This window comes from Streptomyces olivaceus, from assembly GCF_000721235.1.
Taxonomy (GTDB): domain Bacteria; phylum Actinomycetota; class Actinomycetes; order Streptomycetales; family Streptomycetaceae; genus Streptomyces; species Streptomyces olivaceus.
Map to the genome: position 1 here is coordinate 94,569 of NZ_JOFH01000027.1, position 17,700 is coordinate 112,268.

At 71.0% G+C, this 17,700-nt stretch carries 18 protein-coding genes; 7 read left to right on the plus strand and 11 right to left on the minus strand.

The features are described 5' to 3' along the window. The first annotated feature begins 40 nt into the window (after positions 1-40). Complete coding sequence (locus IG94_RS0126970; protein ID WP_224219737.1) at positions 41-370, plus strand: hypothetical protein; 330 nt, start codon at positions 41-43, stop codon at positions 368-370. Positions 371-481: 111 nt separating this feature from the next. Here the strand turns inward: IG94_RS0126970 and IG94_RS0126975 are convergent, their stop codons facing one another. The 5 genes from IG94_RS0126975 to IG94_RS0126995 all read right to left on the minus strand — a co-directional run bounded on the left by IG94_RS0126975 (position 482) and on the right by IG94_RS0126995 (position 4,560). Then, positions 482-811: a putative quinol monooxygenase gene (locus tag IG94_RS0126975; protein WP_031042516.1), complete on the minus strand. Its 330-nt coding sequence runs from the start codon at positions 809-811 to the stop codon at positions 482-484. Positions 812-863: 52 nt separating this feature from the next. Then, positions 864-1,889 (minus strand): NAD(P)-dependent alcohol dehydrogenase, encoded by a 1,026-nt coding sequence (locus IG94_RS0126980; protein ID WP_031042519.1) that lies wholly within the window; start codon positions 1,887-1,889, stop codon positions 864-866. Continuing rightward, on the minus strand, positions 1,886-2,677 hold the full coding sequence (locus IG94_RS0126985; protein WP_031042522.1) for an iron-sulfur cluster assembly protein: 792 nt from the start codon (positions 2,675-2,677) through the stop codon (positions 1,886-1,888). The genes IG94_RS0126980 and IG94_RS0126985 overlap by 4 nt, the downstream gene beginning before the upstream one ends. Before the next feature lies 1 nt (position 2,678). Beyond that, positions 2,679-3,680 (minus strand): amidohydrolase family protein, encoded by a 1,002-nt coding sequence (locus IG94_RS0126990; RefSeq protein WP_031042525.1) that lies wholly within the window; start codon positions 3,678-3,680, stop codon positions 2,679-2,681. Between the two features lie 82 nt (positions 3,681-3,762). After that, entirely contained in the window at positions 3,763-4,560 is a 798-nt protein-coding gene (locus IG94_RS0126995) for an acetoin reductase (RefSeq protein ID WP_031042539.1), read from the minus strand. Positions 4,561-4,785: 225 nt separating this feature from the next. Here IG94_RS0126995 and IG94_RS0127000 point away from each other — a divergent pair, with 225 nt between their 5' ends. Beyond that, a complete protein-coding gene (locus IG94_RS0127000) occupies positions 4,786-6,594 on the plus strand; it encodes a sigma-54-dependent Fis family transcriptional regulator (RefSeq protein ID WP_031042542.1) in 1,809 nt (602 codons plus the stop codon). Between the two features lie 64 nt (positions 6,595-6,658). Here the strand turns inward: IG94_RS0127000 and IG94_RS0127005 are convergent, their stop codons facing one another. Beyond that, the gene (locus IG94_RS0127005; protein ID WP_078892436.1) at positions 6,659-7,570 is read right to left on the minus strand and encodes an endo-beta-N-acetylglucosaminidase H; all 912 of its coding nucleotides are present in this window, start codon (positions 7,568-7,570) and stop codon (positions 6,659-6,661) included. A 369-nt stretch (positions 7,571-7,939) separates the two neighbouring features. Between IG94_RS0127005 and IG94_RS0127010 the strand changes: the two genes are divergently transcribed. Further along, positions 7,940-9,343, plus strand: a complete 1,404-nt coding sequence (locus IG94_RS0127010) for an MFS transporter (RefSeq protein ID WP_031042547.1) — start codon at positions 7,940-7,942, stop codon at positions 9,341-9,343. Further along, positions 9,340-10,584 carry an FAD-dependent monooxygenase gene (locus IG94_RS0127015; protein ID WP_052410873.1) on the plus strand — a complete coding sequence of 415 codons (1,245 nt, stop codon included), beginning with the start codon at positions 9,340-9,342 and terminating at the stop codon, positions 10,582-10,584. Before IG94_RS0127010 ends, IG94_RS0127015 begins: the two co-directional genes overlap by 4 nt. Before the next feature lie 33 nt (positions 10,585-10,617). Here IG94_RS0127015 and IG94_RS0127020 read toward each other — a convergent pair whose 3' ends face one another. Beyond that, on the minus strand, positions 10,618-11,676 hold the full coding sequence (locus IG94_RS0127020) for an MDR family NADP-dependent oxidoreductase (RefSeq protein ID WP_052410874.1): 1,059 nt from the start codon (positions 11,674-11,676) through the stop codon (positions 10,618-10,620). Positions 11,677-11,791: 115 nt separating this feature from the next. On the opposite strand from IG94_RS0127020, the gene IG94_RS0127025 reads away from it, so the two are divergent. Beyond that, complete coding sequence (locus tag IG94_RS0127025; protein ID WP_031042555.1) at positions 11,792-12,682, plus strand: LysR family transcriptional regulator; 891 nt, start codon at positions 11,792-11,794, stop codon at positions 12,680-12,682. 153 nt (positions 12,683-12,835) lie between these two features. On the opposite strand, the gene IG94_RS0127030 is transcribed toward IG94_RS0127025, so the two are convergent. Beyond that, positions 12,836-13,828 carry a GlxA family transcriptional regulator gene (locus IG94_RS0127030; protein ID WP_031042557.1) on the minus strand — a complete coding sequence of 331 codons (993 nt, stop codon included), beginning with the start codon at positions 13,826-13,828 and terminating at the stop codon, positions 12,836-12,838. A 52-nt stretch (positions 13,829-13,880) separates the two neighbouring features. Between IG94_RS0127030 and IG94_RS0127035 the strand changes: the two genes are divergently transcribed. Beyond that, positions 13,881-14,276 (plus strand): cupin domain-containing protein, encoded by a 396-nt coding sequence (locus IG94_RS0127035; protein WP_031042559.1) that lies wholly within the window; start codon positions 13,881-13,883, stop codon positions 14,274-14,276. A 46-nt stretch (positions 14,277-14,322) separates the two neighbouring features. Here the strand turns inward: IG94_RS0127035 and IG94_RS0127040 are convergent, their stop codons facing one another. Then, positions 14,323-15,435, minus strand: coding sequence for an NAD(P)-dependent alcohol dehydrogenase (locus IG94_RS0127040; RefSeq protein WP_031042565.1), 1,113 nt, complete (start codon positions 15,433-15,435; stop codon positions 14,323-14,325). A 169-nt stretch (positions 15,436-15,604) separates the two neighbouring features. On the opposite strand from IG94_RS0127040, the gene IG94_RS42630 reads away from it, so the two are divergent. After that, positions 15,605-16,543 (plus strand): LysR family transcriptional regulator, encoded by a 939-nt coding sequence (locus IG94_RS42630; protein ID WP_063763414.1) that lies wholly within the window; start codon positions 15,605-15,607, stop codon positions 16,541-16,543. A 79-nt stretch (positions 16,544-16,622) separates the two neighbouring features. Here the strand turns inward: IG94_RS42630 and IG94_RS0127050 are convergent, their stop codons facing one another. Both IG94_RS0127050 and IG94_RS0127055 read right to left on the minus strand, forming a co-directional pair. Then, positions 16,623-16,841 carry a DUF397 domain-containing protein gene (locus tag IG94_RS0127050; protein ID WP_031042570.1) on the minus strand — a complete coding sequence of 73 codons (219 nt, stop codon included), beginning with the start codon at positions 16,839-16,841 and terminating at the stop codon, positions 16,623-16,625. Beyond that, positions 16,838-17,677, minus strand: coding sequence for a helix-turn-helix domain-containing protein (locus IG94_RS0127055; protein ID WP_031042573.1), 840 nt, complete (start codon positions 17,675-17,677; stop codon positions 16,838-16,840). The genes IG94_RS0127050 and IG94_RS0127055 overlap by 4 nt, the downstream gene beginning before the upstream one ends. Positions 17,678-17,700 lie beyond the last annotated feature (23 nt).

A 17,700-nucleotide genomic window follows, 5' to 3' on the forward strand; every position in this document is an offset into this window, starting at 1 on the left:
TCGCCCGCCGCCGAACCGAGTTGCAGAGGAGCGTCTTCGGATGCAGCGTGCAGGATTGGCCAAGTCGCTCGGCGGCATAGCCGTGGCAGGCGGCGCGATGGTTCTGACCCTCACCGGCGCCACGGCCGCGTCGGCCTTCGGCGGGCCGGCGGCGCCGGCGGCGGGGAAGTCGGACAGCACCTGGGCCCGGCAGGTGGTCCCCGTCGAGCGGTCCGCCTCCGGCGCGGGCGGCTACCGCGGGACCCAGGGCTTCAACCTGTGCCTGCTCTCCCGCTGTTCCATCGGCTCCGGCGACACGAGCGGCGGCGGGATCGGGCTGGTGCAGGGCGGCAACCTCTGCCTGCTCTCGTCCTGCGAGGTCCGGCCCTGACGGGGAGACCCTGACGCGTAGGCCCTGACGCGCAGGCGAGTGGGGCGGCAGCCGTACGACCGGCTGCCGCCCCCTCTCTCGCGACTCTCGCGACTGTCGCCCTCGCCCGCGTCAGCCCGCGTCGACCTCCATCTCGCCGAGCAGCGACCAGTCGTCCTGCGGCACGTTGGCGTTGACGATCCTGGGGGTCGCCGCGAGGTGGGGCGGCAGCGTCCGCCGGGCCGCCTGGAAGTGGGCCGAGCCCACGTGGGCCGCGCCGGCCTCGTCGTCCCGGAAGGCTTCCACCAGGACGTACTCGGTCGGGTCGTCGAGGCTGCGGGACCAGTCGAACCACAGGCACCCCGGTTCGGCCCGCGTCGCGCGGGTGAACTCCTCCACCACCTGCGGCCATTGGTCGGCATGCTCGGGGAGGACACGGAACTTCGCGGTGATGAAGATCAAGGCCTTGCTTCCTTCGCTGTACGTGCTTCGGGGTCCGTCACCCGGTGCCGGGTCACGGGACAAGGATCGCGCGGCCCCGGATGCGGCCGCCGTCCAGGTCGTCCAGGGCGTCCTGGAAACGGTCGAGAGGGTACTTGGCGGTGTGCAGGCGCACGCGGCCCCGCGCCGCGAGGACCATCAGCTCGCACAGGTCGTTGTAGGAGCCGACGAGGTTGCCGATGAAGTTGATCTCGGCGGAGATGATGTCGATGGTCGGGACGTCGATGTTCTCGCCGTAGCCGACCACGTGGTAGTCACCGGCCTGGCGCAGCATGCCGACACCGTCCTTGGTGGAGCCGCCCTCGCCGACGAAGTCGATCACCGCCTCCGCGCCGTGCCCGCCGGTCAGCTCGCGCACCCGCTCCACCTGGCCGCCGTCGGCGAGGACACCGTGGTCGGCCCCGACCGAGACGGCCAGGTCGACCGCGTCGGGGTTGCGGTCGACGACGACGATCTCGGCGGCGGTGAGGGCCCCGAGGACCTGGATGCCGATGTGCCCGAGACCCCCCGCACCGATCACGACGCAGCGGTCGCCGGGCCGGAGCCGCCGGGCCGCCTTGGCCGCCGCGTGGTACGCCGTCAGGCCCGCGTCGGCGAGAGCGGCGACGTCCGCCGGTTCGAGGGAGTCGTCGAGCCGCACGACACTGCGCGCGGAGGTCTTCAGGTACTCGGCGTAGCCGCCAGCCGTGTCGATGCCCGGGAAGAGGTTGTTCTCGCAGTGCACGTCGTCACCGGCCCGGCACGCCCGGCACAGCCCGCAGGTGACCAGCGGATGCACGATGACCTTGTCGCCCTCGGACACGTTGGTGACGGCGCTGCCGACCGCGTGGACCCACCCGGCGTTCTCGTGACCGATAGTGTAGGGCAGTTCCACCCCCGACTTCCCGGCCCACTGCCCCTCCAGGATGTGGATGTCGGTACGGCACACCCCGGCTCCGCCGATCCTGACGATCACGTCGTACGGGCCGGTGACCACGGGGACCGGGACCTCGGCCATTTCGAGGTGCTTGCCGTAGCCCACCACCTGGACTGCTTTCACGAGACGTTCTCCTTCGGTGGAGCGGTGAGCTGGAAGAGGTCGCCCGCCTGCACGGATTCCCCGCCCTCGGGGAATTCCTCCGGGCGCGCGGACTGGTCGGCCGCGGACCGCGGGTACCGGGTGCGCAGCAGGCCCCGGCAGAAGTGGGCGTTGCCGTCGATGGAGATGCGCACGGAGCGTGCGAACCGCAGCCGCAGCGGGATCTCCCCGGGCGGGTAGGGCCGGCCGTCGTCGTCCACGAGGGCCGGGTCGGCAGGGTCGGTGCCGAGCCCGAGGGCGGCGCGGCGGCGCAGCAGGGCCCGGGTGGCGTCGGTGTCCGGCAGGTCGCCGAGGACGACGTCGCCGAGCTGTTCCTCGGCCAGTTCGGGCCGGGCGCGCAGCAGCGCGGTGAGCGCCCGTTCCATCGCGGCGGTGTGCGCCTTGCGCCGGAAGATGCCCCGCAGCTCCTCCAGGTCCTGCTCCGCCTCGTGGCCGAACGTGCCGCGGTACCCGGCGTCGGCGGCCAGACCCCGGTTGATCAGGTCGGAGTCGTGGTGGTCGTCGAGCAGGACCGTGACCTCGCGGGCACCGGGCAGGGCGCCTAGCGCGTCCTTGGAGTCGGAGGCCATGAGGTAGGCGAAGTTCGGCGAGCAGAACGAGGTCGGCAGCCGCAGGTGCACGGTGACACGGCCGTCCTCGGCGGTCAGCGAGCGCACGAAGCCGAGGTCGGTGATGGGCTCGTCCAGCTCGGGGTCGTACACGGTGCCGAGCGCGGCGCGCGCCGCCGCCTCCAGTTGCGCGGCCCCCATGTCACACCACCGCCGGTTCGGCGAGGCCCAGCCCGGCCGGAACCTCGATGTCGTACATCGCGGCCGCGTTCAGGCCGAGGATCTTCTTCTTCTGGGCGACGGTGAGCTGCGGGTACTCGCCCGTCATGTCCTCGGGGATCCGGAAGTCGACGAACTGCTCGACGATCCACTTCGGCGTCCACAGCGCGTAGTCGCTGGAGAACTGGATGCGGTCCTCGTCCAGCCAGTACAGCAGCTCGCCGATGATCTGCGCGAAGTAGCGGGGCCGGGTGTGCATGAACGGGATCGCGACGGCGAGGCCCGCGTGCACGTTGGGCTCCTGGGTGGCGATCCAGCAGAAGTCCTCCAGGCGGGGCAGGCCGCAGTGCTCGACCACGAAGTTCAGGTCGGTGAAGTCGGTGGCCGCCGCGTCGACGTCGGCCACGTCGAAGGCGTCCCGGTCCAGCGGCCGGATCGTGGGGCCCTTGTGGACGTGGATGTTCTTGATGCCCAGCTCCTGGCAGGCCTCCAGGTAGCGGTACGTCCACTTGTCGCTGAGCTTGTAGCCGCGGGAGTCGCCCTTCCACTCGGCGGTGTAGAGCTTGACGCCCTTGAGGCCGAAGCGGGCCGCGTCCTCGCGCAGCTGCCTGAGGCCCGCCTCCTCGAAGCGCGGGTCGAAACAGTGGTTGTAGGTGAGTTTGCCGGGGTGCTCCCGCGTGAGGGCGAAGGCCTCCTCGGTCTGCCCGAACCAGTTGTTGTAGAACGCGGGGAGAGCGGCCGGCTGGAAGATCGCGTGATCGACGTACCCGTCGGTGAACAGGTCCTTCATCAGCCGCTCGCCGCCCTGGTACAGGAAGTCCTCGTACGGCCAGAGTTCGGAGGCCGGGCTCAGGTTGCGGTGGTAGTCGTAGAAGCAGTCGATGAACTGCTTGCCGTGGATGTTGCGCTGGTTCTCGGGGCGCGCGTCCCAGAGGGCGACGTGCGCGTCCACGATGAAGTAGTTCTCGCCGTCCTTGGAATACATCGGTTACTCCTCGGTGCCGCTCGACGGTACAAATGGGAGAGGCGACGGTGTCGCTCAGGAGGGGAAGGCCCGGCGGCGCGGGTCAGGCGAACTGGATGCCGCCGTCGATCATCACCGACTGGCCGGTCATGTAGTCCGAGTCCCGCGAGGCCAGGTAGGAGACGAAGGACGCGACGTCGGCGGGCTCCTCGACCCGGCCGAGCGCGATCGCCTCCGCGTGCTTCTTGATGGCCTGGCCCTTCTGGATGCCCGCCTCCTCGGCCAGCCGCTCGTCGATCAGGTCCCACATGTCGGTGCCGACGATGCCCGGGCAGTACGCGTTGACCGTGATGCCGTACCGCGCCCACTCCATCGCCGCGGCCTGCGTCAGCCCGCGTACGCCCCACTTGGACGCCGAGTAGGTGCCCAGCAGCGCGAAGGGGCGGTGCGCGACGATCGAGGCGGCACCGATGATCTTGCCGCCGCCGCCCTGGGCGATCATCTGCCGCGCGGCGGCCTGGTAGGAGAGGAAGACACCGCGCAGGTTCACGGCCATGACCTGCTCGAACTCGGCGAGCTCGGTCTCCAGCAGCGGGGTCACCCGGGCGATACCGGCGTTGGCCACGTAGACGTCGACCCGGCCGAAGCGGTCGGCCGCCGCCGCGACGAGCGCGTCGGTCTGCTCCTTGCTGGTCACGTCCGCGTGCACCGCGAGGGCCCGGCGGCCCGTCTTCTCGATGCCGGCCGCCACCGCGCTCAACTCCTCGGCCATGCCGGGGAGGTCGGCGACGACCACGTCGAGACCGTCCTCGGCCAGCCGCTCCGCGATGCCGCGGCCGATGCCGCGGGCCGCGCCGGTGACGACGGCGATCCGGGGGGTGGCGTTGTCGACGGAAGTCATGGGTCCTCCAGTGCTCGACTGCTCGACGGTGAGCGTCCGCACTCTCGTGCGGTGCTGCCCAACAGCGTGCGGGCGGGGAGAGCCGTCGACTTTTTCAATGTGGAACACACCCGGGCCCGCCCCTGATCAGGGCAGGGGGAACGTCGGGGAAAGCCGTACCGAACCACCCGTTGACAGGTGCAAACGCGTTCGTAATATGGCGGAAACACGCTCATCGGAGGCGCCATGCTCAGTGACAGCACAGCGCGCGACCGAAACATCGCGCGAGCACGCCTGAAGTTCCTGGAGAACGCGGAACTGCCTGCGGCGATTGTGCCCGAGGGCATCCTCAACTCCTGGCAGCGTTCCAAGTACCTGGGGATCGGCACGGACGAGGTGGTCGTCCCCTACCAGCCGGACTTCGACCGGGAGAGCCGCCTGGTGCGCGCCGCCACGCCCGTCCTGGACCGGCTGGAACAGGCGCTGACGGGTTCGGACGCCAGCGTGATCGTGACCGACCGCAACGGCTGGGTGCGGGACCGCCGCGTCGGGGAGAAGCGGCTCTCGGCGCACCTGGACCGGGTCCACCTGGCGCCCGGCTTCAACTACGCCGAGCAGTTCGTCGGCACGAACGGCATCGGCGTCGCGCTGGAGGAGCGCCGGCCCAACGTGGTGCTGGGCACCGAGCACTTCAACGAACGCCTGCAGGGCGTCTCCTGCGCCGCCGCCCCGATCCGCAACTCGGTCACCGGACGGGTCGAGGGGGCCATGAACCTGACCTGCTGGAACGGCCCGGCGCGCCCCCTCATGGCAGCCCTCGTGCAGGAAGCCGTCGAGGACATCGAGCGCGTGATGTACGAGTTCAGCAGCGCCCACCAGCGCGCTCTCCTGGAGGCGTTCCAGCAGGTCACCCACTACGGCGACCGGCCGGTGCTCTGCCTCGGCCAGGATCTCGTGCTCGCCAACACCGCCGCCTCGGCGCGGCTCACCGGCGACGACCACCGGCTGCTGCACGAGGCCGCCGCCGAGTTCGGGCACGCGCCCCGCACCCGCAGGGAGGTACGCCTGACCGGCGGGCAGCACGCCGTGATGCGCTGCCGGCAGGTCGACAGCCCGGCGGGCGCGGCCGGATACCTGCTGGAGCTGGCCTTCACGGACCACCCGGCCGACCGGCCCGACCCCCGTACGAGGCCGGGTACCCGCACGGAGGCGGGCGCGGCCGTGGGCCCCTGGCCGCTGCCCGGCCTGGTCGGCACGGACCCGGCCTGGAACGCGGTCTCCCGCACCGTCTCGCGCTGCGCCCGCGCCCGCACCCCGCTGCTGCTCCACGGCGAGCCCGGCACCGGCAAGGCGACCCTGGTCCGCGCCGCGCACGCGCTGACCGGTGCGGCCTCGGCCCCCGTCGTCGTGGACGCCGCCGTCCCCGGGGCCGCGGACGCCGGGCACGACCTGCCGGCCGCCCTGCGCGCGGCGCCCGCCGGACCGGGCCGCGTCCTGGTCCTGCGCAACGTCGACGCGGTACCGCCCGAGGACGAGGCCGCCGTCGCCGGGGCACTGGAGGCCGCGACGGCGCAGGGCACCTGGCTCGTCGGCACACTGCAGGGCGCACTCGGCGTGCCGGAGGCGCTGCGCAACCGCTTCCTCGAAGTGGCGGAGGTACCCGCCCTGCGGCACCGGCTCGCGGACCTCCCGGCCCTGGTCGACTGCCTGCTGCGGCGCATCGGCCCCGGCGTGGAGTGCGCCCCGGAGGCCGTGGCGCCGCTGCGCCGGCACGACTGGCCCGGCAACGTCCGCGAACTGAGCCTCGTCCTGAGCCGGGCCGCCGCGGCCCGCCGCACGTACCGGATCGAACTCGGCGACCTGCCGCCGTCCCTGCACAGCGCGGGCAGCCGGTCCCTGAGCGTGTGGGAGGCGTCCGAGCGCGACACCCTGGTCCAGGCGCTCCTGGAGGCCGACGGCAACAAGCTGCTCGCGGCCCAGCGGCTCGGCATCTCCCGGACGACGATCTACCGCAAGATGCGGGCCTACGGCATCACCCTCCCCGCCCGGGGCTGACCCGGCCGCCGGCCTCCCTCCCGGGACCGGCGGCCCGCGCCGCGTCCGGTGCTAGGGTCTGTCGTCAAATTCCCGTCGTCCGCCCGGAGGGCGGGCCTGGCGGCGTCAGGTGCGTGCTCTCGGCGTGCCGGGCGTCGACCGGCGTACTGGTTGTACGTGGTCGGCGCCCGGTGCGGCGAGAGTGCGCGATCTCCACGGCCGCCGGCGACAGCTGCGACTTGGGCAGTCCGATGCCGGGGACCTGCCAGGTGCCGTAGTACGGGTTCCAGGCGTAGTCGAACTTGCCGGAGACGTCGACGCCGCCGTAGGACAGGCGGGACGCGGCCGGGCCGATGTTGTAGAGGCTGATGATCTTGTCCGGCAGGTTCGCCCGCAGCGCCGTCACCAGGTGCACGAACGAGCTGTCGTTGGGCTGGCCGGTGCCGTTGTTGCCGTAGTCGGCGTACTCGTCGTCGAAGTCGATGCCGTCGAGGCCGTACTCGGCCACGGTGTCCGACATCTCCTTGGCGAACGCCGAAGCCGCCTCCTGGGACGGGAAGTTGGCGAACCCGGCGCCCTCGTGGTTGCCGAGCACCGAGAGCACGACCTTGATGCCCTGCTCCTGCAGCGGCCGGATCTCCGTGTCGGCGTTGTCGAGGACGCGCTGCACGTTCTCGTTGAAGTGGAGGTACGCCGACTTGCTGTTCGTGTCGTAGTTGATGTTCGCCGCGAAGATCACGGCGACGTCGAAAACGTTGTCACCGTCGGCGAGCGTGTACTTGCCGACGTTGCGCATGCTGTGGTTGTTCACCTCGACGTAGGCGACCGAGGTCGGCCCGTCCTTGGCGGCAGCGGCGGCGGGTGCGGGGGCCGCCTCCGCGTCGGTGGCGCCGCTCGCACCGGCCGTGGCGGCCGTGCCGAGGGCGAGGGCCGCGACGGCCGTGAGCGCCAGGGCGCCCGTCCGTACTCTGTTCCGTTTCCGCACCGGAGTGGACATGGTGGGTCGTCTCCCTTCGCAGGGCCGGCGCCCGACTGGTTCGGGGCGCCGAGTGGGGGACTACGAGTTTTCCGCCGCAGTGAACGAAGTCCGGCGACCGCACGCGAACCCTTCACTAATTCTCCACGCGAAGCGTCCCAACTGGGCTGCCGTCCGGCCGGATTGACCGACCGGCGAGGCCCCGCCCCGCACCCCCTACCGCGGTAGCACCCCCACATTGGCTCCCCGGTATGACGCCACGCACGCGACCGCCCCCGCACGCTCCCTCCTGCCCGCCCGGATTCCAGATTCCCGTATCCCGAATCGATTCCCGAATCCTCGCCCCCCGGACTCCCGGACTCCCGGACCCCACGGAACGGATGGACGTTCATGACGACGACCCTGCCCCCCTCGCCCCCACCCACCATGGGGAGGACCGCAGTCGGGGCGCTCGGCCTCCTCGCGCTGTCCACCGGCGCCCTGGAGTCGGTGGTGTCACCGACGATCCCGCTCCTGGAGCGCGAACTGGACCTGAGCCAGTCCGAGTCGGCGCTGCTCAGCATCGTGCTCCTCATCACCGGCGCGCTCATCACCCCGCTGGCCGGCAAGTTCGGCGACCGCTACGGCGGCAAGAAGGTCCTGATCCGGCTGATGGCGGTCGTGACGGTCGGTGGCACGGTGTCCGCCCTCGCCCCCAACCTGCCCGTGCTGCTGCTCGGCCAGGTGCTGCAGGGCGCGATGGTGGGCGCGCTGCCCCTCTCCTTCATCGTGGTGCGCAAGCACCTCCCCGCGGGCGAGTCGAAGGTGGCCATCGGCGTGGTCAGCGGACTCTTCGTCGGCGGCGGGATGGTCGGCATGCTGTCGGCCGGCCCGGTCGCCGACGCGCTCTCCCGGCACTGGATGTTCGCCCTGCCGACGCTGGCGGTCGCCGGAGCCACCCTGCTGGTGAACCGCCTGATGCCCTCCGACCCACCGGGCCGCTCCCACGGCACCCGTATCGACTGGCCCGGCCTGCTCCTGCTGAGCGGAACGTTGGTCACCCTCATGCTCGTCCTCGCGCTGGCGCCCGAGGCCGCCTCGCAGCCCCTCGCGCTCGGCGCTCTCCTCGTGATCCTGGCCGCCCTCGTCACCGCCTGGATCCGCGTCGAACGACGCGCGACCGCCCCGATGATCGACCTGCGCATGCTGGCGCGGCCCGCGATCTGGAAGGCGTGCGTGCTGACGTTCGTGATCTGCCTCGGCACGTCGACGGCGGTCTTCCTCGTCCCGCAGCTGCTCGACGAGCGCGGCGACGGGTACGGGTTCGGGGCGAGCGCCACCCAGATCGGCTTCATCCTGCTGCCCGGCGCCATCGCCGCGACGCTCGCCGGACCGCTCGGCGGCATCGGGGACCGCCGGTTCGGCTCGCGCGCCGTGGTCAACTTCGGCGTCGTCACGATGGCCGCCTCCCTGCTCGCCCTGGCGGCCGTGCACTCCGAGATCTGGCACGTCGCCGTCGCCAAGGCGCTGATCGCGCTGGCCAACGGCCTGTGCGTCACGGCCATGATGACCAGCACCGCCACGGCCGTCGACGAGAGCGACACCGGCATCGCCTCCAGCCTGATCCTGACGAGCCGGGTGCTCGGCTACGCCGTGGGCGGCCAGCTCGGCGGCGCCCTGCTTACCGCCGCAACCCCCTCCGGCTCGGAGACGGCGGCCGAATCGGCCTACGTCACCGGCTTCGTCCTGGCCGGCGTCGTCACGTCGCTGGCCCTGTTCGTCACCCGCACCATGCGCAAGGGAGTCTCGTCATGACCCGCACCGCACCCCGCCGCAAGGTCCTGATCTCCGGAGCCAGCATCGCCGGCCCCGCCCTGGCCTACTGGCTCAACCGCCACGGACACGAGGTCACGGTCGTCGAGAAGGCCGGCGCGCTCCGCAGCGGCGGCTACCCCATCGACGTACGCGGCACCGCGCTGGACGTGGTGGACCGGATGGGGCTGCTCCCCCGACTGCGCGACGCGCACATCGACCTGCGCCGCCTCACCTTCCTGAACGGCGACGGCAGCGAGGTCACGTCCCTCCACCCGCACGCCGTCACCGGCGGCGTCGAGGGACGCGACCTGGAGATCCGGCGCGGCGACCTGACGGACGCCCTGTACGAGGCGGTCCGCGACGACGTGGAGTTCCTCTTCAACGACTCCGTCGCCACCCTCGACCAGTCCGCCCACGGGGTCGACGTCACCTTCCGCGGCGGCGGCAGCCGCACCTTCGACATGGTCTTCGGCGCGGACGGCATGCACTCCGCCACCCGCAAGGCGCTCTTCGGTCCCGAGGAGCAGTTCCACCACTACCTCGGCTACTGCTTCGCGGTCTTCCCCATGCGCAACACCCTCGGCCTCTCCCACGAGACGGTCATGTGGAACACCCCGGGCAGGGCGGCGGCCCTCTACGCCACGGGCGACACCGACGAGGTCCACGCCTTCCTGAACTTCGCCCAACCCGAGCCTCCCCGCGCTGCGTTCGGCGACCCGCAGACCCAGCGAGAGCTGATCGCCAAGGTCTTCGCCGACGCCGGCTGGCAGGTGCCGGCCATCCTGACCGCCCTCCGCGACGCCGACGACGTGTTCTTCGACGCGGTCGGCCAGATCCGCATGCCCCGCTGGACCAGCGGCAGGGTCGCGCTCCTCGGCGACGCCGCGTACGCCCCCTCGTTCCTCACCGGCCAGGGCACCAGCCTCGCCCTCGTCGGCGCCTACATGCTCGCGGCGTCCCTGGCCGACCGCGACCACGCCGGGGGCTTCGCCGCGTACGAGCACGCCACCCGCGACTTCGTCACCCGGAACCAGGCCCTCGTCGGCAAGGGCGGCGCCACCCTCTTCCCGACCACGGCGTCGGCCCTGGCCCAGCGCAACACCCGCCTACGCGGCCTCAGCGCGATGCCGGTCCCGGAGCCCCGGCCGGCCCACTCGTCCCTGACCCTGCCCGGACCCGGCGACCGCGTGACGCGCCATAGTGGGTCGCGTCCTTCACACAACGGTTCATGTCGGTCCTGACGTTGATGTGCGCCCCGGGAAGAGGGCAAGCTCTCACAGCTCCACCAGGACCGCACCCACGTGGCGGCCTTCAACCAGTTCACGCAGGGCCCTGGGGGCGTTGTCGAGGCCGTGCAGCCGGGCGTGCGGGAAGGCCAGCGTGCCGTCGCGCAGCCCGGCGCCGAACCGGTTGTGCCACTCGGGGATCAGATCGAGGTGGTCCGTGTGGAGGACGGTGCCGCGCAGCGTGATGCCCCGGGTCAGCAGGGAGAAGGTGTCGATGGCCGTCGTCGGGGTGCCGGAGTCCGTGAGCTGGGCGTCCAGCGCGCCGACGAGGCCGATACGGGCACCCCGGTTGGCCACGGCGATCGATGCCTGGAGCTGTTCGCCGCCGACGCTGTCGATCACCGCGTCGACGCCCTCCGGAGCCACGGCGCGCAACTGGTCCTCGATCGGTCCCGCGCCGCGGAGCACGACGGCGTCGTAGCCGAGTTCCTCGCGCAGGATGGCCGCCTTGTGCTGCGAGCCGACGCTGCCGATGACGCGCCGGGCCCCGCGCAGTCGGGCCGCCTGCCCGGCGAGGGAGCCCACACCGCCTGCCGCACCGGTGACGAAGACCGTGTCCCCGGGCCCTACCTCGGCTCCCCGGGTGACGGCCATCCAGGCCGTGGGGCCCTGCGACAGGTAGGCCGCGGGGTCGGGCAGCAGGCCGGGGTCGACGCCCTGGACGTCGGAGGGGTCCAGCAGGGCGAACTCGCGCCAGCCGAGGTCGTACTGGACAAGATCGCCGGGGACGAACCCGGTGCCGGGAGCGGCCACGACCTCGCCGATCGCGGGGCCGTACAGCGGCTCACCGAGCGCGAAGGGACGCATCGGCACGTCGGTCGTCTCGTCCATGAGTGTCCGCATCACGGCGGCAACGCTCATGACTCTGGTGCGGACGAGGAGCCGGCCGGGCTCGGGGGAGGGCGTCGGGACCTCGGCGATCTCGAAGAGATCGTCCGTGAGCCGTGCACCCGGCGCGGGACGGGCGGCCAACCGGACCTCGCGGTGGGTGCGCAGACCGTGGTCGCCGCGGGGGGTGCGGCGGCTGTCGGAGGGTGGAGTGGTCATGGTGGTCGCCTCCGGGCTGAGTGCGCTTCGTGTGCCCTCCACGCTCCGCTTCCCGGTCGATCATGTCCAACGAACAATTTTGCTCGCAGCCATCACCTGGCGAGATGCTTGGGGGGTGGAGCTGCGTCAGTTGGAGTGCTTTGTCGCGGTGGCGGAGGAGTCGAGTTTCACGCGCGCCGCGGCCCGGTTGCACGTCGTGCAGTCGGCTGTGTCGGCGACGATCGCCTCCCTGGAGCGGGAGTTGAACTCCAGACTGCTGGAGCGCACTTCCAGGCGGGTCGAGCTCTCGGACGCGGGGCGGGTGCTGCTGCCGAAGGCCCGAGCGGTCCTCGACGCCGCGCGTGACGCGCGCGACGCGGTCGACGACGCCAACGGTGGCGTCAGAGGAACACTGCGCATAGGAACGATGAGTTCACTGGGGCAGATCGACCTGCCCTCGCTGCTGGGCCGCTTCCACCGCGAACACCCCGCTGTCTCCGTGCACCTGGCCACTGCGGCGTCGTGCGGCGGCTCACCGGGGCTCGTCGAAGCGCTCACGGAGGGGAGGCTCGACCTCGCGTTCGTCTCGATTCCCGGTCCTCCACCGGTCGGCGTGCGCTGGGAAGACATCACCAGGACGCCGTTGGACCTCGTCGTTCCCCCGGGGCACCGGCTTGCCGATCAGAGCCAGGTGGCACTCGGGGAGCTGGCAGGTGAAGGGTTCATCGACTTCCCGGTCGGTTACGGCAACCGCGCTGTGACGGATCGAGTGTTCGCCGCGGCCGGGCTTTCACGCCATGTCGTCGTCGAGATCACCGCCATCGGGGACGGCGCCGACTTCGTCCGCCACGGCTTGGGTGTGGCTCTGCTGCCCCGGGGCAGCGCGGAGCCCGGCAGCGACCTGGTCTCGCTGCCTGTCACCGGCGCGGACCTCGACTGGCCGATATCCCTGGCCACGCGCAGTGACCGGACTCCGAGCGCGGCGGCCCGCGCCTTCCAGCGCCTGGTCGGCAAGCACCTGTGGTGACTCGGCGGGGCGCGTACCGTTCCGCGCGAGGGCCGGGCGCCACGACCACTGGAGGTACCGCCGTCTGCTCCGGCAGCGAGGCATCCGCCCCGAACTCCTGAGTGCCGGTTCCGTTCCGATGTTCCCCGCCCTCCGGGGGACAGAAGCCCGCCGTCAGTTCGCCTCCGGCCCGAACCGACGCCTGTACGCAGACGGTGTGATGCCGGTCTCGCGCCGCATCAGCGTGCGCAGATTGGCAGCTGTGCCAAGCCCGCTGCGCCGCGCGACCACCTCGAACCGGGAATCGCCTCGCTCGATCAACCGGCACGCCAGAGCGAGCCGTTCCCCCGTCAGCCATGCCAGCGGCGTCGTGCCCAACTGCGCCTGGAAGCGGCGATGCAGTGTTGCCGGACTGACCGCCGCACGCGCCGCAAGGCCGGACACGGTGAGCGGTGAGTCCAACCGTTCCTGGGCCCAGGCCAGAACGGGCGCCAAGGACTCGTCCGCCGGGTCGGGCATGGGGCGCTCCACGAACTGCCGCTGCCCACCGTCCCGGTGCGCCGCGAAGACCAGCCGCCGGCTCACAGCGTTGGCGACCTCCGCGCCGTAGTCGCGGCGGACCACGTGCAGCCCAAGATCGAGCGCAGCGGCACTGCCTGCCGAGGTGAGGATGTCACCATCGTCAACGAACAGCACGTCTGCTTCGAGCCGGACAGAGGGGAAGCGGGTCCGGAAGGAATCCGCCCACTGCCAGTGCGCGGTGGCCCGGCGCCCGTCGAGGACTCCGGCCTCGGCCAGGGTGAAGGCGCCGCTGCAGAGGCCGACCAGTCGCGCGCCTCGGGCGTGTGCCCGGCGGACGGCGTCGAGCACGGCGGGACGGCGGGGTACTTCGATGTCCGGACGGTTGGGGACGATCAGAGTGTCCGCCGCGTCGGCGGCTTCCAGGCCGGCGACTCCCGTGAGCGTGAAGAAGCCGTCTCGCATCAGGGTGCGGGGCTGGGGGGAGCAGAGCCTGAAGTCGTAGAGAGCACGGCTGATCTCCGGTCTGTGCAAACCGAAGACCTCGGTCGCGCAGCCGAGCTCGAAGGGGTTCGAGTTCTCGTCCACGATCACGACGACCCGGTGTACGCCTGCTGCGCGAACTCCGTGCGAGGATTCTTTCGTCATGTGCGATTCCTAGCACTCGCGGTGGTCAGACGGTACGGCTCAGGATGAGCCCATGAGCAGCGAACCCGTCCTCCTCGGCAAGGCCCTGGCCTCCTTCGGCGCCCTGTGGAGCCCCCGCATCGTCACGAGCGTCAACGACTACGACGTCCGCATCGCCAAGGTCGAGGGCGAACATATCTGGCATGCGCACGATGACACTGACGAGTTCTTCCTCGTACTCGACGGCGAGCTGCGCATCTCCCTGCGCGAGCCCGCCGGGGAGCGCACGGTCCTGCTCCCGCAGGGAGCGGTCTTCACCGTCCCCCGAGGCACGGAGCACAAGCCGTACGCTCCGTCCGGTGCCGCCATCCTCTTGTTCGAGCCCACCGGGACACCGACCGTGGGCGATCGCCACGACGAGATCCCGGAGCACATCGACTCGACAACCGGACACGCACTCGGCGCCTGACCCGAGCACCGGGTCAGTGCACAGGGAGCCCGCGGTCCGCGGTGGTTCAGGCCGGCAGCAGGACCGGCTTGACGACCTCGCCCTTCTCGACCGCCTCGGTCCAGGCGGTGACGTCGTTCAGGGGGAAGGTCGTCACGAACCGCTCGACCGGCAGGTCCCCGCGTTCCGCCATCGCCACCAGGCGGGGGATGAGTTCGTGGGGGCGCGAGGCTCCCTCCACGACGCCTACGAGGCGTTTGCTGCCATTGACCAGGTCCATGACGTCCAGCGGGATCGTGGCGCCGGCCTGGGAGGTGCCCACGACGGCGAGGGTTCCGCCGGTGGCGAGGGCCCGGATGCCGTCCCGCAGGGCCGCCGGAGAGCCGCTGCTCTCCAGCAGGTAGGGGGCACCGCCGCCGAGTATGGACCGGACCGCTTCGTCGGAAGCGTCGCGGGAGGCGTTGACCACATGCGTGGCACCGACCTGAAGGGCCAGGTCCAGGCGGCTGTCGCGGGTGTCCACGACGACCACCTTGCGCTCCTCCAGCGCGGCCGCCATCACCGCCGACAGGCCCACGGCGCCGGCACCTATCACCACCACCGGTGCCGTGGCCGGAGGCGCGAGGACGCTCAGCACGCTGCCCGCCCCGGTCTGTACCGCGCAGCCGAAGGGTGCGAGCAGGTGCGGAGGCAGCTCGCTGTCGACGACGACCGCGTTGCGTTCGTTCACCAGAGCGTAGGTGGCGAACGCAGACTGACCGAAGAAGTTCCCGTTCACGGGCTCGCTGCCGTGCCATAGTCGCGCGGTGCCGTCCTCGCGGGTGCCGGCGGTGAAGTTGCGGGCCACGAAGTGGTCGCACTGGCTGGGGACACCGGCCCGGCACCGGCCGCAGCGCCCGCACGAGTCGAAGGTCAGCACGACCCGGTCGCCGGGCCGCAGCCCGCTCACCGAACTGCCCACTTCCTCGACCGTTCCGGTGCCCTCGTGACCGGCCACCAGCGGTGTCGGGACCGGCAGCGCTCCGGTCCGTGCCTGGATGTCGGCGTGGCACACGCCGACGGCATCGATCCGTACCAGGGCCTCGTCGGCCCTCGGCGCGTCGATCTCCAGCTCGGCAAGGGCGAATGGTGCACCGGTGGCGCCGGCCACGGCCGCGGTGACGCTACGCCGCGCGCCCACCGCGGCACTTCCCCGGCCTGGGCCGGGTGGGAAATTAGGCGCGAAGGACATGGGGTTCACCTCTCGCTCAGAAGGACGGCAGCAGAAGCCCCCGCTCTGCATGGTGGGACCCTCCACCGCGCCCCGGCGTGCCGTCAAATGCATGTCGAGCACTATTAATATGCGCTCCATGCATATCGAGAGCGTTGATCTGAATCTGCTCAAAGCGCTTGAGGTGCTGCTGGAGGAACGGCATGTCTCACGGGCGGCAGCCCGCTTCCACCTCAGCCAGTCGGCGATGAGCCGCACCCTGAGCCGGCTGCGGCAGGCATTCGCCGACGAGTTGCTCGTACGGACCGCCACCGGTTACGTCCTCACGCCGCGCGCCCGTCATATCCGGGCCGAACTGTCGGAAATCTTGCCCAGGTTGCGCAATCTGGTGACCGAGGAGAACTTCGACCCCTCGACGGCGAACGGGCTGATACGCATAGCGGCGTCCGACTATTTCCTGGCCGTTGTCGGGAGCGGAGTCTTCTCTGCCTTCTTCGAGCAGGCCCAGGGAATTTCATTGGTCGTGGAGCCGGTAAGCCCCACCACGTTCGAGGATCTCGAGCGAGGCCGTGTGGACATGGCGTTCGTCCCGACCTCGGCACCGCCCCGGATGTCCAGGCATGTGCTGTTCACCGAGGACCACGTGTGCGTGCTGGCCGAGGACCACCCGCTGACCCGGGACCGGCTGACACCGGCCGACCTGGGGGCGTATCCGCATGCCGGTGTGGCGGCCCTGGAGAGCGGGCACATGCTGGTGGAGGCACATATGGAGCGGCTCGGCATCCGCCCGCCCGCCGGGTTGACCGTTCCCTATTTCGCCGCGGCTGCCGCCGCCGTGCGCGGGACCCGGCTGATCGCGATAGTCCCCCGGCGCCTCGTGGGCCTCCTGCGTGAACCCGGGCTGCGCGTGGCCGAGGCGCCGGAGCAGTTCCCCTCTTTCGACTACCCGATGCTGTGGCATCCGCGCCTGACCGGCGACCCGGCGCATCGGTGGATGCGCTCGCTCCTGATCCGCGCCGGCGCGGCTCTCACGCCCGGGCCGGACATCGGTGCCGTGCAGGACGGACCGTCGGCCTGACAGGTGCGCGCCGGGGGTGCGAGGTCGTAGAGCGGAGCACTGGAACAAGTGGAACCTGTCGGGATGTTCTGCCCGGTCCTTACAGCTCCGTCGCCCGGTCGGCTGCGAACCCGACGAACGCGGCCCACTGGGTCGCGCCCACGCTGATTGAAGGCAGGGCGCGGTCCTTGGAGTCCCGGACGTGCACGGTCGCGGAGGCGGCGGCGACCTCGACGCAGTCTCCGCCCCCGGACCCGCTGTAGCTGCTCTTGAACCAGGACAACGGGTTCAGGCCGCGAGACGTGGGTTCGCTGGTCATAGTTCTCCCGCCGCATTCTCGATGAGACGTGCCGACTCTTCGACATTCAGGGCTTGCGAACGCAGCTTGCCATATCGTAGGCCGAATGCGCTGACCCTTGCGGGTTCGGTGATCACTACGCCAGTCTCTTGCGACTCGATGTATCCCACCTGCCTGTGCTCCAGGGTCTCCAGCACGACCATGGGGCCGTTCAGTCCGGGGTGGAAACCGCGCACCGTGGGCATGACCTGCACCTCCACGTTCCGCAGTCGCCCCTGCTGGGTCAGGTGCAGTAGCTGCTCGCGCATTACCTCCGTGCTCCCCAGAGGATTGCGCAGAGCCGCCTCGCCGATGACGAAGCTCAACTCCACCACAGGTGTCCGGGTCAGCAGCTTCTGCCGGTTGAGTCGCGCCTCCACATGCTGTTCTGCCGTCTCCTCGCCCAGCTGCGGGCAATGCCCGGCGAACAACTCCCGCGCGTACGCCTCTGTTTGCAGCAGCCCCGGCACCAGCAGCGGGTCGTAGGAGAAGCGGCTGACCGCCTCGGTCTCGATGAGCGCGAAGTCCTGGAAGAAGGTGGGCAGCTTCGCCCGCTCCACCTCGTCCTGGAGCGTGGCCAGCACCCCGCCCGCCCCCAGCACCCGTTCCGCCGCCTCCGTGAACGCCGCCTTTGCCGGGCGGCGGCCCTGTTCGATGGACGCGACCTGCTCGTACGAGTACCCGACCGCCTCGGCCAGTGCCTGCTGCGTGAGGCCCGCCTTGTCTCTGAAAAGCCGGACCAGTTTGCCGTAGCCGGCCCAGATCGCGGGCTTGTCGTCGTTGCCGTTGCCCGGCTTCTTCTGCTGGCGGGCTGCCATTCACACCACGTCCCCGATCCGTG